A 16,599-nucleotide genomic window follows, 5' to 3' on the forward strand; every position below is an offset into this window, starting at 1 on the left:
AAATTGAACACCGAAGCGCTGCGCCGCAACCCCGGGTGATGTCGCAGGCGACAGGACGCCGCACTCTTCGCTCTCGCGCTCTTGCCAGCCCCGCGAGGAGACCCTATCGACAATTCGGCCCGCGCCGCAACGGGACCGGCCTTTGCCGGGCGGCGGCGGGCGAGGGCGCGAACCGGCCTGCCGGTCCGGCGTGGGGAAAGCTGACGTGATGATCAAGGCCTGGCCGCGGACGAGCAGCTGGATCGTCCATATGCTGACGACGAGCGGCGCGGCGTTTTCGCTGCTGGCGGCGATCGCGGCGGGGCGCGGCGACTTCGTCGAAACCTTCCTCTGGCTTGGCGCCGCGCTGTTCGTGGACGGAATCGACGGTCCGCTGGCGCGTCTCGTCCGCGTCGAGGAGCGCGTGCCGTGGTTCGATGGCGCGATCCTCGATCTCGTCATCGACTATTCGACTTATGTCTTCATTCCGGCACTGATCCTGGCACGTTCCGATATCCTGCCGCCGGCGCTCGCCGTGCCGGGTGCGGTTCTGGTCGTTGTCGTTGGCGCCATCTATTTTGCCGATACGCGGATGAAGACGGCCGACTATGGCTTTCGCGGGTTTCCGGCTGTCTGGAACATGGTCGTGTTCGTGCTGATGGCCTTCGCGCTGCCTCAGGCGGCTGCTGCGGGCATCATCGTTCTCTTCGCAGTCCTGACCTTCGCGCCGATCGAATTCGTGCATCCGTTCCGCGTCAAGCGTCTGCGGCCACTGACGCTTGCCGTCACATTCGCCTGGGCGCTGCTGTCGATCCTGACAGTCGTTGCCGGTCTGAGGCCGGGGCATCTTGTTCTCGCCGCTCTGGGCGCGACCACCACTTATCTGACGGTCATCGGCGCCCTTCTGCAGGCGACGCGGCCGCGGCCGGCGGGGGCTTGATCCCGTTGCGGGAACGATTGGCCGGCATGCGGATTGCGACGGTCAGGGTCCGCTGGCCATCCGCCAGCGGATTTCTTCTTCATGGGGCGAGGGCGACACGATGAATCTGGATCTCCTGTTCGAGGCGAGCGCCTGGGCGAGCCTCCTGACACTGACAGCCATGGAGATCGTCCTCGGCATCGACAATATCGTTTTCATCTCGGTGCTGGTCAGCCGCTTGCCGGCCGTAGAGGGCAAGCGCGCCCGACAGATCGGTCTCGCGCTCGCGCTGGTCTTCCGTATCGCGCTGCTGCTGATCCTTTCCTGGCTGATCGGGCTGACCGAGCCCGTGATCACGATCCTCGGCCAGGGATTGTCCTGGCGCGATCTCATCCTGCTCGCGGGCGGCCTGTTCCTGATCTACAAGGCCACGCATGAGATCCATCAGGGCGTCGAAGGCCACGGCGAGGATGGCGCCAAGCCCGTGCAGGCCAGCTTCACGGCGATCATCGCGCAGATCATCGTCATCGACATGGTGTTCTCGGTCGACTCGATCGTCACGGCGATCGGCATGGCGGAGCATGTCGAGATCATGATCGCGGCGGTCGTCATCGCGATGGGCGTCATGTATATCGCCTCCGGCGCCATCGCAGGCTTCATCGATCGGCATCCGACCACCAAGATGCTGGCGCTCGCATTCCTGCTGATGATCGGCATCGCGCTCGTCGCCGATGGCGTCGGCTTCCACATCCCGCGCGGCTATATCTACACCGCCATGGCGTTCTCGGCTTTCGTCGAAATCCTCAACGTCTCGGCGCGCCGGAAGCGGACGGGCTGAACCGGTTCAAAATGCGACGGCCGGCAATTGCCAGCCGTCGCGGGTGCCTGTAGAAAAGGCAAATCTCGAAAGGATTGGCGAATCCGTCAGCGGCGGACTTCAGCCCCGGCCGCGCAAGCGGCTGTTTCCGCACAACGCCGGCAGATTTCAGATGGCACTTTCGTTCGCTTCGGCACGCCTCATCATGGGGCTTTTCTTCGTTTATTCCTTCGCGCTCGCGAACTGGCTCATCCGCATTCCCGATGTCCAGCATCGCCTCGAGCTCGCGCCTGGCGGCCTAGCCCTGTGTCTGCTCGGTCTTCCCTTCGGTCTCGTCTGCTCGATGGTGTTCTCGGGCCCGCTCGTCGAGAAATTCGGGCCGCGACGCGCCATCCGCTACGGCTTCGTCTTCTATGCGCTGCCGCTGATGCTGCCGGGCTTTGCCTTTTCTCCTGTCATGCTGTTTGTCGCGCTCATGCTCGTCGGCCTCGGCATGGGCCCGCTCGAAGTCGGCATGAATGTCGCGGCGGATCGCATCGGAACGGCCATCGGTCGCACCGTCATGTCGCGCTGCCATGGGTTCTGGAGCCTGGGTCTGATGGCGGGCGGCGCTGTTGGGACGGCAGCGGCGACGTTCGGCCTGCCGCCCGGCGAGCACATCGCGATCGCGATCATCCTGGTGCTCATCGTCAGCCAGCTGATCGCCATGCGTTTGCCAGCTCTTGGCGCGCTGCCTGCGGCTGAGCCCGGGGAGAAGGCGCCCGTCTTCGTGCTGCCGCCGCGCAGCATCATCGCGCTTTGCTTCTTCGCCTTCGGCATGCTGCTGGTCGAGGGGGCGATCACAGACTGGAGCGCAATCTACCTGCGCGATGTCTTCGGACAGACGCCGCCGATCACTGGCTTCGCCTTCACCGCATTCGGCTTCCTGATGGCGGCTGGCCGTCTCGCTGGTGACTGGCTGTCGACGCGGTTCGGGCCAGCCACGATGGCGCGCGTCTGCTGTTCGGTCGGCCTTGCCGGGCTTCTCGCCATGGTTCTCGCGGTCGATCCCTTTATGGTCATCGTCGGCGCGGCTGCCGCAGGCTTCGGCGTGTCGATCGTGTTCCCGCTCGCCGTCACTGCGGCCGCATCGCGCGACGGGTCGCCCGCCGTCAACGTCGCCGCGCTGTCTCTGCTGTCCTTCTCGGGCTTCATGGTCGGACCCGTGGTGATCGGCTTCGTGGCCGAGGCTTTCGGCCTCAGGCTCGCACTCGCGACGCTGCTGCTCGCGGCCGGCATGAGCCTTCTCCTTTCAGGCGAGGTTCGAGTTCGGCCGCAGAAACAGACACCACCGCTGCCTTCCTCCGACAGCAAGGCAGCCGCCGCGTAAATCCTCCTAAAAGTCCAGTCAGCACCGCGAGCCGAGCCATGTCCGATAGCCGCCGCATCATGGCGATCTTCTTCATCCAGTCGATCGCCATGGGAAGCTGGTTTCCCCGCATCCCCGAGGTTCAGGCGGCGCTGGGTCTTGGTCCGGCGCAACTGGCGCTGGCGCTTCTCGGCATGCCGATCGGCCTCCTGCTGACGCTGCCATTTGCTGGGCGGGTCGTCGCAAAGATCGGCGCGCGCACAGCGATCATGGGCGGATTCCTGGTGTTTCTCGTGCTGGCGCCGCTGCCGGCCTTTGCCTGGAACCTGCCCAGTCTCTTCTTCGCGCTCCTGGTCGTCGGGACGGCGGTCTCGGGTCTCGAACTTGGAATGAACGTCGCCGCGGACGCGATCGAGCACGCTGCCGGCGCGAAGATCATGAGTACTTGCCACGGCTTCTGGAGCCTCGGCCAGATGGTCGGCAGTCTGGTCGGTGTCGCCTTCGCGGCGCTGGCCGTGCCGGTCAGTGGTTCGCTCGTCACCGTCTCGCTCATCCTGCTTGGCCCGGCGCTCTGGCTCGGCTTAACGCTGCCGCGACTGCCAGACGCCGTCAGTCACGCCGCTGAGCCACGCCGCGACTGGCCGGGCCCATCGAAAGCGCTGATCGGTCTCTGCATCTTCGTGTTCGGCATTGCGATGGCGGAAGGCGCGGCCGCCGACTGGTCTGCGGTGTTCCTGCGCGACATCATCGGCGCGCCGCTCGCGCAGGCCGGCTTCGGCTACACCGCCTATGCCTTCGCGATCGCGGCCGGGCGCTTCCTCGGCGACCGTCTTTCGACGCGGTTCGGGCCGGTGATGCTTGCCCGCTTCTGTGGCGCCGTGACGATCATTGGGATCGGCATCGTCGTTACGAGCTCGGGTGCGCTGCAGGCGATGATCGGACTTGCCGCGCTCGGCTTCGGCTGTTCGGTCGGCTTCCCGCTTGGCGTCACGGCTGCGGCGCGTCTCGGCGACCGGCCCGCGGCGCCGAATGTCGCGCTCCTGTCGCTGTTCGCGCTGTTTGGCTTCCTGGTCGGCGCGCCGATGATCGGCTTCGTCGCGCAGCATCTCGACTTGCGCTTCGGCCTCGCGATGCTGTTGCCGCCGCTTTTTCTCAGCGTCGCGCTGGCCAGCGGCTTGCGTCCGCACCGCACGGCTGGTGAACTCGCGGCTGCCCGCGCCTGATGGCGGGATCATCGGAGGAGAGGTTCATGACCCGAGCGATCCGTATCCATGCGCAAGGCGGTCCCGAGGCGCTGCGCTTCGAAGCCGTCGAGGTCGGAGCACCCGGGCCGGGCGAGGTCCGGCTCCGGCATACGGCGATCGGGCTCAACTTCATCGACGTCTATCACCGCTCCGGCCTCTATCCGCCGCCGCAGCCTCTGCCCTTCGTGCCGGGCAGCGAAGGTGTCGGCATCGTCGAAGCTGTGGGTGAGGGCATTGCCGACATCAAGGTCGGCGACCGGGTCGGCTATGCCGGCCCGACGGGCGCCTACAGCGAGGAGAGGATCATCACGGCCGAGCGGCTAGTGCCGGTCCCTGACGGAATCGACGACGCCATCGCGGCATCGGTGCTGTTGAAGGGACTCACGGCGCGCTATCTGCTGCGCCAAACCTATGTCGTCACGCCGCAGACAGTGCTGCTGTTCCACGCTGCGGCCGGCGGTGTCGGCTCAATCGCCTGCCAATGGGCCGCGGCGCTCGGCGCGACGGTCATCGGGACGGCCGGCTCGGCTCAAAAGGCGGCTCGCGCCCATACGCTCGGTTGCGACCATGTGATCAATTATCGCGAGGAGGACTTCGTCCAGCGGGTCACTGACATCACGGACGGCGCCAAATGCGATGTCGTCTATGATTCGGTTGGCAAGGACACGTTTATCGGGTCGCTCGACTGCCTGAAGCCGCGCGGCATGCTGGTATCGTTCGGTAATTCCTCGGGTGCCGTACCGCCTTTCGAGATGAACCTGCTGCAGCGCAAGGGCTCGCTCTACGCGACGCGGCCGACCCTCGGCCACTATGTCGCGAAGCGGTCCGAATTGCTCGACGCGGCTGCTGATCTCTTCGAGATGATTCTCTCCGGGAAGGTTCGCATCGACGCGCCGGAGCGTTTTCCGCTTGCCGACGCCGCGAAGGCGCAGACTGCGCTCGAAACCCGTCGCACCCAGGGTTCCGTCGTGCTCATCCCCCACCACTGACCGCCGCATGCGGACATTCTGCCGCCATTGCGTGCAGCTCCGGAATGATTGTACGATTTGATTAAGGCTTGTGCAGCTTCAGCTGTGCCGGCCTCAGGCATGTCTTGCATGGAGTTCGAATGGGCCGCCTCACGACGCATGTTCTCGACACGGCGGCAGGCCGCCCGGCGGCCGGTCTGAAGATCGAGCTCTATCGCCTTGATCAAGAACGACATCTCGTCCGATCGGCTGTGACGAATCCCGACGGTCGGATCGACGGTCCGTTGCTGGAAGGCGACGATTTCTCGACGGGTGTTTACGAGCTCGTCTTCCATGCCGGCGACTATCTGAAGCGCGGCGCCATCGCCCTGCCGGACCCGGCCTTTCTCGACGTTATCCCGATCCGTTTTGGGATCGCAGAGCCCGGCCAGCACTATCATGTGCCGCTGCTGATTTCGCCCTTCGGCTATTCAACCTATCGCGGCAGCTGACCTTCATGCGCGACACCATTCGATTCATCCGCCGCGGGGGCATTGTCGAGGTCGGTAACTTCGATCCGATGGCGATGCTGCTCGACCATCTGCGTCTCGAGGAAGGCGCGAAGGGCACCAAGGAGGGGTGCGGCGAGGGCGATTGCGGCGCCTGCACCGTCGCGATCGGCCGTTGCCGCAATGGCGAGGTCGTCTACGAGCCGGTCAACGCCTGCATTCAGCTGCTCGGCATGGTCGACGGCACGGAAGTGGTGGCCATCGAGGATCTGGCCGAGGGCGATGTGCTGCACCCGATCCAGCAGGCGATGGTCGATCGGCACGGCTCGCAATGCGGATTCTGCACGCCAGGCTTCGTCATGAGCCTCTTCGCGCTGTTCCACGCCAGCCAAGGACCGGTGACGCGCGGCGAGATCAATGACTGGATCGCTGGCAATCTCTGCCGCTGTACCGGGTATCGGCCGATCGTCGATGCCGCGCTTGAGGCCTCCGGTGCGCCCCGCGCGGACAAGTTCCACAAGGCGAGCGCCGATACCGCCGGTATCCTGCAATTCCTTGCCGACGACCGCGATCTCTTCATCGGTGATGACGATCGTTTCTTTGCCGCGCCGGCCTCGGTCGATGCGCTGGCCGCGCTCTACCAGAAGCACCCGACGGCAGTCATCGTTGCCGGCGCGACCGATGTCGGGCTGTGGATCACCAAACAGCTGCGCGATATCCCGAAGATCATCCATATCGGCCGTGTCGCCGGGATGAACCGCATCGAGGACACCGGCCGCGAAATCCTGATCGGCGCCACCGCGACCTTCGCCAATGCCGAGCCTTATATGCGGGCCATCGATCCCGACCTCGGCGAACTGTTCCGCCGCATCGGCTCCAAGCAGGTCCGCGCCAGCGGCACCGTGGGCGGCAACGTCGCCAACGGCTCGCCGATCGGGGATTCGCCACCGGCGCTGATCGCGCTCGGTGCGACCATGGAACTCCGGCGTGGAGATCGCGCCCGCGCCATCCCGCTCGAGGATTTCTTCATCGATTACGGCAAGCAGAACCGCGCCTCGGGCGAGTTCGTCACTGGACTGCTGGTGCCGCGTCTGCGCGAGGACCAGGTGTTCCGCTGCTACAAGGTGACGAAGCGCTTCGACCAGGACATCTCGGCCGTGATGGGCGCCTTCCGCTTCACGCTCGACGCGGATGGTCTCATTCGCGAGACGCGCATCGCCTATGGCGGAATGGCGGGAACGCCCAAGCGGGCGAAGGGTGCCGAAGCCGCGCTGAATGGCGCTGCGATCCGCGATTCGGCGGCATGGTCGAAGGCCTTCGCGGCGCTGCGCGAGGATTACGCGCCGCTCGATGATCACCGCGCCAGCGCGGCCTATCGGGCCGAAATCGCGCATGCGCTGCTCGGCAAGGCGCTTCTGGAGGCAGCGGGCACGTCGACGGCGCGCACGCGTATCGTCGGCCGTCGCGAGGAGGCAGCTGATGCCGCCGAGTGAAACCCTGATCCCCGAGGCCGAACTGCAGGTTGTCCGCAAGTCGCTGCCGCATGACAGCGCGCCGCGCCATGTGACGGGCTCGGCTGCCTATATCGATGATATCCGCGAGCCCCAAGGGACGCTGCATATCGCACCCGGCTACGCACCGATCGCGTCGGGGAGGATCACCGCGCTCGATCTCTCCGCCGTCCGCGCCGCGCCCGGTGTCGTCGCCGTCATGACGGCCGAGGACATTCCGGGCGCCAACGACATCTCGCCAAAGCTTGTCGGCGACGATCCGGCGCTGGCCGTGGGCGAGATCCGCTTCCACGGCCAGGTCGTTTTCATCGTCATTGCCGAGACACGCGATCTGGCCCGTCGTGCAACGCGCAAGGCGAAATACACCACCGAAGCGGCGGTCCCGGTCATCGATGTCAGCGAGGCGAGCGAACTCGTCCTGCCGGAATACGCCTTCGTGCAGGGCGATCCAGACGCGGCACTGGAGGCGGCGCCGGTCAGCTTTTCGGACACGTTCCGCATTGGCGGGCAGGAGCACTTCTATCTCGAGGGGCAGATCGCCATGGCGGTGCCGGGCGAGGCGGGCGAGATGTTCGTCTATTCCTCGACGCAGCATCCGAGCGAGGTGCAGCATCTCGTCGCCCACGCGCTGCATCTGCCCTCGAGCGCCGTCACGGTCGAAATCCGCCGCATGGGCGGGGCCTTCGGCGGCAAGGAGAGTCAGGCCTCGCAATGGGCCGTGCTCGCGGCGCTTGCCGCCTGGAAGACCGGCGCGCCCTGCAAGATGCGGCTCGACCGCGACGACGACATGATGATGACCGGCAAGCGGCACGACTTCCGCGTCGGCTATCGCGTCGGCCATGACGAGGCAGGGGTGCTGCAGTCGGTCGATGTCACCTTCGACGCGCGTTGCGGACATTCGGAAGACCTGTCGATGGGCGTCGTCGACCGGACGATGTTCCATGCCGACAATTCCTATTTCTATCCGCAGACCCGCATTCTGACGCGGCGCTATCGCACTAACACCTGCTCGAACACGGCCTTCCGCGGCTTCGGCGGCCCACAGGGCATGGTGTTCGCCGAGCGGATGATGGACCAGATCGCCTATCGGCTCGGCATGGACCCGCTCGATGTCCGCAAGGCCAATTTCTACGCTGGCCGCGGCCGAGACCTGACACCCTATGGGCAGCAGGTCTCGGACAATCTGCTGCATGAGCTTGTCGCCGAGTTGGAAGCCGATTGCGATTATCGCGCGCGCCGCGCCGAGATCGCCGCGTGGAACGCCGAAAGCCGCATCCTGAAAAGGGGGCTGGCGCTGACGCCCGTGAAATTCGGCATCTCCTTCACGCTGATGCCGCTCAACCAGGCCGGCGCTCTGGTGCATCTCTATCGCGATGGTTCGCTGCATCTGAACCATGGCGGCACCGAGATGGGGCAGGGCTTGTTCCTCAAGGTGGCGCAGGTCGTGGCTGAAGAGTTCGGCGTCGACATGGGCAAGGTCGCGATCACCGCGACCCGCACCGATAAGGTGCCGAACACCTCGCCGACGGCTGCTTCTTCCGGCACGGACCTCAATGCCATGGCGGCGCTCGCGGCCTGTGGCGAGATCAAGGACCGGCTGTTCGCCTTTATCGAGCAGAAGTGGCGCGTGCGCCGCGATCAGGTCCGCTTCCGCGACAACCGTGTGTTCTTCGGCAACCAGTCCCTTAGCCTGGCCGAGCTTGCCAGCGCTGCCTATGCCGAGCGCATCCAGCTTTCCTCGGCCGGCTATTACCGCACACCGATCATCGCCTGGAACCGCGACAAGGCCGAGGGGCGGCCGTTCCTCTATTACGCCTATGGTGCCTCCTGCTCCGAGGTCACCATCGACACCATGACGGGCGAGATGAAAGTCGATCGTGTCGACGTGCTGCATGATGTCGGCAAGTCCCTCAATCCGGCCATCGATATCGGCCAGATCGAGGGTGGCTTCGTTCAGGGCATGGGCTGGCTGACGACGGAAGAGCTGGTCTGGGACAAGCAGGGGCGGCTCAGGACGCACGCGCCGTCGACCTACAAGATCCCGACGGCGTCCGATATTCCGGAGCATTTCGTCGTCAAGCTGTTCCAGTCCGAGGGCGCGCGCGAGAAGACAATCTATCGCTCCAAGGCGGTCGGCGAGCCGCCTCTGATGCTGCCGATCTCCGTCTGGTGCGCCGTCGCCAATGCGATCGCCTCGCTCGGGCCGGGCGTCGTTCCCGATCTCGACGCGCCCGCGACGCCGGAGGCGATCATGAAGGCGGTGAGGGGAGCGCGCTCGGGAGGGAATTGATGCTGGTCTGGCAACGTCTCCTCGATGCGATCGACCGTCACGGCAGAGCTGCCATGGCGAGCCTGGTGGAGACACGCGGATCGGCGCCGCGCGAAGCAGGGGCACGGCTGTTGGTCATGCCGGACGGCGGCTTCAGCGGCACGATCGGCGGCGGCACGCTCGAATGGCGTGCGATCGCCGAGGCACAGCGGCTCCTGGCGCGGGAGCCGGCATCCGGCCTCCAGATATCCTCGATCGCGCTTGGACCGGAGCTTGGCCAGTGTTGTGGCGGCCGGGTCGAGCTGGCGTTGGAGATCTTCGGCTCCGAGCGACGCGACGAGGTCGGCCGGCTTGCCGAGTTAGAAGCGGCCGGGCCGTTCCGAACCCGCGCAACGCTCTCCAAGACCAGTGATCGGCTGACGCGCCAGGTGGTTGAGGACGGCAGCGTTGAGATCGGAGGCGCCCGTATCGACCATGGCACGCTGGAAGAGGGGTTTGGTGAGGAGCGACGGGCGCTGTTCCTGTTTGGCTCCGGCCATGTTGGTCGCGCGCTGGTGCTCGCGCTGGCGCCGCTGCCCTTTGCGGTGACGTGGATCGATCCGCGGCCCGATGCCTTTCCCGCTCTTGTTCCGGCCAATTGCCGCTGTGTTCAGCAATCCGATGCACCCGAAGCCCTTTCAGCCGCGCCGGACGGGGCGTTCGTTCTGATCATGACGCATAGCCATGCACTCGATCTCGCCATTGTGCACAAAGCTTTGGCAGATGAGCGCTTTGCTTATGTCGGCCTGATCGGCAGCGCTTCGAAGCGGGCCCGGTTCTCGCGGCTGCTCGGCGAAGCGGGGGTCGGCGCGGCCGGCATTGCCCGAATGGCCTGCCCAATCGGCATTCCCGGCATTCGTTCCAAGCTGCCGGCGGTCATCGCCGCGTCGGTGGCATCAGACTTGCTAATTCGTGACGAGGCGGCGCGCGGGGCGATCCCGATCGAGGCTGACCCGCATCGTCAGGCATCGCTCCGTTCGCCGAGAGGAAGCTGAATTGGAACCCAAAATCGCTGGCCGCCGGACGCGGCCGGAGAGCGGTGCCCTCATCCAGGCGATCGGCATCACCAAGCTGTTCGGCAGCTTCAAGGCCAATGACTCCGTTGACCTGACGATCAGGCCCGGCGAGATTCATGCGCTGCTCGGCGAGAACGGCGCCGGCAAGTCGACGCTGGTGAAGATACTCTACGGCTCGCTGCAGCCGAGCGAGGGCGAGATCCGCTGGAAGGGACAGCCGGTGCGCATCGCCAGCCCCTCGGCGGCGCGCAAGCTGGGCATCGGCATGGTGTTCCAGCATTTCTCGCTGTTCGATGCGCTGACCGTCACAGAAAACATCGCGCTGGCGCTCAGCGACCGCTCCAATCGCACGGCGCTCGCCAAGGAGATCGAGAAAGTCTCGCTCGAATACGGCCTGCCGCTCAATCCGGCTTCGCGCATCGTCGATCTTTCGGTCGGCGAACGGCAGCGGGTGGAGATTGTGCGCTGCCTGCTGCAGAATCCGGAACTCCTGATCATGGACGAGCCGACTTCGGTGCTGACGCCGCAGGAGGCGGACGATCTGTTCCAGACGCTCGACCGGCTGACGGCGCGTGGCTGTGCTGTGCTTTACATCAGCCATCGCCTCGAAGAAGTGAAGCAGATCTGCCATCACGCGACGATCCTCCGCCTCGGCAAGGTCGTCGCCGAATGCGACCCGCAGCAGGAGACGGCCTCGCAGCTCGCCAGCCTGATGGTCGGTGCCGATGTCCACGTGCTGTCCTCGGACACGCCGCCGCCGACATCCGCCAAGACGCGTCTTTCGGTGCGCAATCTGTCGCTGCCCGAGCCGCATCCCTTTGCCGTCGCGCTGCACGACATCTCGCTTGATCTGAAGGCCGGTGAAATCGTCGGCATTGCCGGGATCGCTGGCAATGGTCAGGGCGAGTTCTTCGACGCGCTGTCGGGCGAGCGAACGACTGACCGGCCGGATACGGTTACGATCGATGGCAAGGCAGCCGGCAAGCTCGGCGTCACCGCGCGACGCCGCCTCGGCGCCGCCTTCGTTCCCGAGGAGCGGATCGGGCACGGCGCTGTGCCGCGGCTGCGCCTTTCCGACAATGTCCTCCTGACGCGTCATGCCACGGGCGACCAGTTGCTCCGGGTCGGCGTCATTGATTTTGGCGGCATGAAGACGCTCGCCGATCGGATCGGCCGTTCGTTCGATGTGCGGAAGTCCGCGGTCGATCCGGAAGCCGGGTCGCTCTCAGGCGGAAATCTGCAGAAATTCATCGTCGGTCGCGAAATCGACCGTCAGCCTTCGGTCCTTGTCGTCAGCCAGCCGACCTGGGGCGTCGATGCCGGCGCAGCGGCCGTCATCCGGCAGGTGCTCATCGATCTCGCCCGGTCCGGCTCGGCGGTTCTCATCATCAGCCAGGATCTCGACGAAATCTTCGAGATCGCCGACCGCGTGGCCGTCATATCGCGCGGTCATCTATCCGAGCCGGTACCGGCGCGCTCACTCACCCGCGAGCAGATTGGCCTGATGATGGCCGGGCTCGGCGAAGGCAAGCCTGTGGCCAAGAAGGAGACCGCGCATGCGCATCGTGCTTGAGCGGCGCCTGACGCCCAGCCGAAGCATGCAGTATCTATCGCCGCTGCTGGCGATCGTGCTGTCGCTCGTCACCTTCTTCATCATCTTCGTGCTCTCGGGGATCGACCCGCTCAAGGCGCTCTACATCTATTTCGTCGAGCCGTTGACGGCGGTGTGGTCGATCGAAGATCTCCTGGTGAAGGCCGTGCCTATCATCCTGATCGCGATCGGCCTCGCCTTTTGCTACCAGTCAGCCGTCTGGAACATTGGCGCAGAAGGACAACTCGCCGCCGGCGCGCTCGCCGGCTCGATCATTCCGGTGATGTTCCCGTTGCTGCAGGGACCGGCCGTGATCACTGCGATGATCCTGATGGGCATCGCTGGAGGCATGGCTTATGCCGCGATCCCGGCGATCCTGAAGATCCGCTTCAACGCCAACGAGACTTTGACGACGCTGATGCTCGTCTATGTCGCCAATCTCTTTCTCGACTATATGGCGCGCGGTCCGTGGCGCGATCCGGCCGGCTTCAATTTTCCGAACAGCCGTCCCTTCGACGAGGGACAGATGCTTCCGATCATCGCGGGCGACTCCGTTCGAATTTCGATCGTCTTCATGCTTGTCGCCGTCGTCGTCGCCTGGTTCCTGACCACCAAGACCATGACCGGCTTCAAGATCCGTGTGCTCGGCCTCTCGCCGCGCGCCGGCTCGTTCGGCGGCTTCTCGCGCAACAAGATGGTGATGCTGACCTTCCTGATCTCCGGCGGGCTCGCGGGCCTTGCCGGCATCTGCGAAGTGGCGGGGCCCATCGGCCAGCTACGGACCACGGTTTCTCCCGGCTACGGCTTCACGGCGATCATCGTGGCCTTTCTCGGCCGCCTTCATCCCTTCGGCATCCTAATCGCCGGCCTGTTGCTGGCGCTCTCCTATATGGGCGGGGAGGGCGCGCAAGTCGCCATCGGCCTGTCCGACCAGACGACGCAGGTCTTCCAGGGCATGCTGCTCTTCTACGTCCTCGCCTGCGACAGCTTTATCTACTACCGCCTGAAATTCGTGCGCGAGCGCGCGCTCGATGCAGCAACGGCCGGGTGACGTCATGACGATGCTGGAAGGAATTCTGCTCACCATCGTCACGGCGGCGACGCCGCTGCTGTTCGCCGCGATCGGCGAATTGGTGGCGGAGCGCTCGGGCGTGCTCAATCTCGGTGTCGAAGGCATGATGGCGGTCGGCGCCGTCTGCGGTTTTGCTGCGGCCAGCACGACCGGCCAGCCAATTCTGGGGGTTCTTGCAGCGATCATCGCTGGGATGCTGGCGGCGAGCCTCTTCGGCATCGTCGCACTGTTCTTCGTCGCCAACCAGAATGCCACTGGCGTCGCGTTGACCTTGTTCGGCCTGGGACTTTCCGGGTTGATCGGAGACAGTTTCGTCGGCACGCCGGGCATTCCGATTCCGAAGGTCAATATTCCTGTGCTCAGCGACCTTCCGGTCGTCGGCAGGCTGATCTTCGGCGAGGATCCCTTCGTCTATCTGGCTGTGGCGCTGGCGCTCGCGACCTGGTGGTTCCTGTTCAAGACACGCGGCGGGTTGATCATCCGCGCCGTCGGCGACAACGCACATTCCGCGCACGCGCTCGGCTTCTCCGTGCTGAAGACGCGCTTTCTGGCCGTGCTCTTCGGCGGCGCCTGTGCGGGGCTCGGCGGTGCCTATCTCTCGCTCGTCTACACACCGCAATGGACGCAGGCGATGACCGCCGGCCGTGGCTGGATCGCGCTCGCTTTGGTGGTGTTCGCCTCCTGGCTGCCGGGCCGGCTGGTCGTCGGCGCCGTTCTTTTCGGCGCCGTCAGCATCCTGCAGCTTCATGCCCAGGCGATCGGTATCGGCATTCCCTCGCAGTTCCTGTCGATGCTGCCTTACATCGTGACGGTCGTTGCGCTGGTGGTGATCTCGCGCAATCGCGCCCTGCTCAGCGTCAATACGCCCGCCTGTCTCGGTCGCCCCTTCGTCGCCGATAGCTGATGATTGGCCGTTCGTGCCTTGCGGCATGAGCGGCGTTCTTGCTGCACTGAACTGATCCAGAGGAAGGACAAGAAACGATGCGTAAATACGTGGTTGCCCTCGGTGCCGTTGCCCTCGTGGCCGGCATGGTTTCGGGCGCCGAAGCCGCCGACAAGATCAAGGCGTGCTTCGTTTATACCGGACCGCACAATGACGGTGGCTGGAGCCAGCAGCACGACATGGCCCGCCTCGAAGTCGAAAAGCACTTCGCGGGCAAGGTCGAGACGGCCTATGTCGAGAACGTGCCGGAAGGCCCGGATGCCGAGCGCGCCATCGAGCGTTTCGCCCGGTCGGGCTGCAACGTGATCTTCACGACCTCGTTCGGCTTCATGGACCCGACGATCAAGGTCGCCAAGAAGTTCCCCGACGTGAAGTTCGAGCATGATGCCGGCTACAAGACCGCCGACAACGTCTCGATCTACAATATGCGCTGGTATGAGGGCCGCTACGTCCAGGGCCAGATCGCTGCGAAGATGTCGAAGACCGGCGTTGCCGGCTATATCGTCTCCTTCCCGATCCCTGAGGTCGTGATGGGCATCGATGCCTTCATGCTCGGCGCGCAGTCGGTCAATCCCGACTTCAAGATCAAGGTCGTCTGGGTCAACACCTGGTTCGATCCTGGCAAGGAAGCGGACGCCGCCAAGGCGCTGATCGACCAGGGCGCGGACATCATTGTCCAGCACACCGACTCGCCGGCTGCGATGCAGATCGCCGAGGAGCGCGGCCTGCATGCGTTCGGCCAGTCGGCCGACATGTCGAAGTTCGGGCCGAAGGCGCATCTCGCCTCGCTGGTCGACAACTGGACGCCCTACTACATCGAGCGCGTCCAGGCGGTTCTCGACGGCACCTGGAAGTCGACCGACACGTGGGATGGCATGAAGGAAGGCCTCGTCGTGCTCGGGCCGCTCACCAATATGCCGGACGACGTCAAGGCCTTGGCAGAGGACTCGATCGCCAAGATCAAGGCGGGCGAGCTCCAGGTCTTCAAGGGACCGATCACCAAGCAGGACGGTTCGGTTGGCGTCGCCGACGGCGCGGTTGCCGACGACAAGACGCTGCTCGGCCTTAACTGGTACGTGAAGGGCATCGACGACAAGCTGCCGCAGTAGCGGACGCGCCGCGGCGTGCCACGGTGGCACGCCGCATGATTCATGGCCGGTGCCCGCGTGGCGCCGGCCATCACCGCAACGGGGCCGAATTCCGCAAAGATGTCCGCATTCGTCGTCGACTGGCTCAATCTCCTCATCCGCTGGTCCCATCTCATCGTGGGCATCGGCTGGATCGGCACCTCGTTCTATTTCATCGCGCTGGATCTCTCGCTGAAGAAGCGCGAGCAGATGAACCCGGGCGTCTATGGCACCGCATGGGAGGTTCATGGCGGCGGCTTCTATCATGTCGAGAAATATCTGGTCGCCCCGCCGGCGCTGCCGTCTGACCTGATCTGGTACAAGTGGGAGGCCTATCTCACATGGGTTTCCGGCTTCCTGCTGCTGATCGTCCAGTATTATTGGAACGCCAACTCCTTCCTGATCGATCGTTCGGTCCTGCCGCTGCTGCCCTCGCAGGCGATCGTCATCTCGATGCTTTCGCTGGTCGGCGGCTGGCTGATTTATGACCGGCTGTGCAAGTCGTCGCTTGGCCGCTCGACGCCTGTCCTTGCCGTCTGCCTGTTCATCCTGATCGTCGGCGCGGCGTATCTGTTCACGCATGTGTTCTCGGGGCGCGGCGCCTTCATTCATGTTGGCGCGTTCATCGGCACGATCATGGCAGTCAACGTGTTCGGCATCATCGTGCCGAACCAGCGCAAGATCGTCGCCTCGCTGCTCGCGCATGAGCCGCCGGATCCGCGCCTCGGCGCCATCGGCAAGCAGCGATCGGTGCACAACAACTATCTGACGCTGCCCGTGCTGCTGATGATGGTCTCGAACCACTATCCGTTCCTGACCAGCCATCCGCAGAGCTGGATGATCGTCGCCTTCATCCTGCTGCTTGGCGGCTCAATCCGGCATTTCCTCAATCGGCATGAGGCGCACGACCCGTTCCTGAAATTCGCCTGGACCCTGCCGGTCGGCATCGTCGCGCTCGGCGTGCTGATCAGCATGACCGCGCCGAAGCCGCTCGAGATCGCGCCGGGCATGACCGTCTCCGATGCCGATGTTCTCGCGCTGACCGCCAAGCATTGCACCATGTGCCATGCCGCCAAGCCGACGCATGACGGCTTCGACGCGCCCCCGAAGGGCGTGATGCTGCAGACGACAGCGGAACTGGTGCAGCACAAGGATCAGATCATCGCGCAGGCGGTGCAGGGCAGGGCGATGCCGCTTGGAAACGAGCACGGCATGACCGACGAGGAGCGCAAGACGCTTGGCGCGTGGCTGCAAAGCCATTAGACACC

14 protein-coding genes are annotated in these 16,599 nt (G+C 64.9%); all 14 read left to right on the forward strand.

Going from position 1 to position 16,599, the window contains the following annotated elements:
* The first annotated feature begins 205 nt into the window (after positions 1–205).
* The 14 genes from BUB39_RS13705 to BUB39_RS13770 all read left to right on the forward strand — a co-directional run bounded on the left by BUB39_RS13705 (position 206) and on the right by BUB39_RS13770 (position 16,594).
* Positions 206–919, forward strand: a complete 714-nt coding sequence (locus tag BUB39_RS13705; RefSeq protein WP_139251475.1) for a CDP-alcohol phosphatidyltransferase family protein — start codon at positions 206–208, stop codon at positions 917–919.
* A gap of 100 nt (positions 920–1,019) precedes the next feature.
* Entirely contained in the window at positions 1,020–1,736 is a 717-nt protein-coding gene (locus BUB39_RS13710) for a TerC family protein (protein WP_073054351.1), read from the forward strand.
* A 151-nt stretch (positions 1,737–1,887) separates the two neighbouring features.
* The gene (locus tag BUB39_RS13715; RefSeq protein WP_175561865.1) at positions 1,888–3,084 is read left to right on the forward strand and encodes an MFS transporter; all 1,197 of its coding nucleotides are present in this window, start codon (positions 1,888–1,890) and stop codon (positions 3,082–3,084) included.
* 38 nt (positions 3,085–3,122) lie between these two features.
* Positions 3,123–4,286, forward strand: coding sequence for an MFS transporter (locus tag BUB39_RS13720; RefSeq protein ID WP_073054353.1), 1,164 nt, complete (start codon positions 3,123–3,125; stop codon positions 4,284–4,286).
* A 26-nt stretch (positions 4,287–4,312) separates the two neighbouring features.
* Complete coding sequence (locus tag BUB39_RS13725; protein WP_073054355.1) at positions 4,313–5,296, forward strand: quinone oxidoreductase family protein; 984 nt, start codon at positions 4,313–4,315, stop codon at positions 5,294–5,296.
* 119 nt (positions 5,297–5,415) lie between these two features.
* Positions 5,416–5,766, forward strand: a complete 351-nt coding sequence (gene uraH / locus BUB39_RS13730; protein WP_073054357.1) for a hydroxyisourate hydrolase — start codon at positions 5,416–5,418, stop codon at positions 5,764–5,766.
* A gap of 5 nt (positions 5,767–5,771) precedes the next feature.
* Complete coding sequence (gene xdhA, locus BUB39_RS13735) at positions 5,772–7,256, forward strand: xanthine dehydrogenase small subunit (protein ID WP_073054360.1); 1,485 nt, start codon at positions 5,772–5,774, stop codon at positions 7,254–7,256.
* Complete coding sequence (gene xdhB / locus BUB39_RS13740; protein WP_073054361.1) at positions 7,243–9,564, forward strand: xanthine dehydrogenase molybdopterin binding subunit; 2,322 nt, start codon at positions 7,243–7,245, stop codon at positions 9,562–9,564. The genes xdhA and xdhB overlap by 14 nt, the downstream gene beginning before the upstream one ends.
* The gene (gene xdhC, locus BUB39_RS13745) at positions 9,564–10,577 is read left to right on the forward strand and encodes a xanthine dehydrogenase accessory protein XdhC (protein WP_073054363.1); all 1,014 of its coding nucleotides are present in this window, start codon (positions 9,564–9,566) and stop codon (positions 10,575–10,577) included. Before xdhB ends, xdhC begins: the two co-directional genes overlap by 1 nt.
* A 1-nt stretch (position 10,578) precedes the next feature.
* The gene (locus tag BUB39_RS13750; protein WP_244540252.1) at positions 10,579–12,171 is read left to right on the forward strand and encodes an ABC transporter ATP-binding protein; all 1,593 of its coding nucleotides are present in this window, start codon (positions 10,579–10,581) and stop codon (positions 12,169–12,171) included.
* Entirely contained in the window at positions 12,155–13,240 is a 1,086-nt protein-coding gene (locus BUB39_RS13755; protein ID WP_073054365.1) for an ABC transporter permease, read from the forward strand. The genes BUB39_RS13750 and BUB39_RS13755 overlap by 17 nt, the downstream gene beginning before the upstream one ends.
* A gap of 10 nt (positions 13,241–13,250) precedes the next feature.
* On the forward strand, positions 13,251–14,165 hold the full coding sequence (locus tag BUB39_RS13760; RefSeq protein WP_073055500.1) for an ABC transporter permease: 915 nt from the start codon (positions 13,251–13,253) through the stop codon (positions 14,163–14,165).
* A gap of 77 nt (positions 14,166–14,242) precedes the next feature.
* Positions 14,243–15,313 carry a BMP family ABC transporter substrate-binding protein gene (locus BUB39_RS13765; protein ID WP_073054367.1) on the forward strand — a complete coding sequence of 357 codons (1,071 nt, stop codon included), beginning with the start codon at positions 14,243–14,245 and terminating at the stop codon, positions 15,311–15,313.
* A gap of 99 nt (positions 15,314–15,412) precedes the next feature.
* Positions 15,413–16,594, forward strand: coding sequence for a urate hydroxylase PuuD (locus tag BUB39_RS13770; RefSeq protein WP_073055502.1), 1,182 nt, complete (start codon positions 15,413–15,415; stop codon positions 16,592–16,594).
* The last annotated feature ends 5 nt before the right edge of the window (positions 16,595–16,599 follow it).

Origin of the sequence: Kaistia soli DSM 19436 (assembly GCF_900129325.1) — a bacterium.
Lineage (GTDB): Bacteria > Pseudomonadota > Alphaproteobacteria > Rhizobiales > Kaistiaceae > Kaistia > Kaistia soli.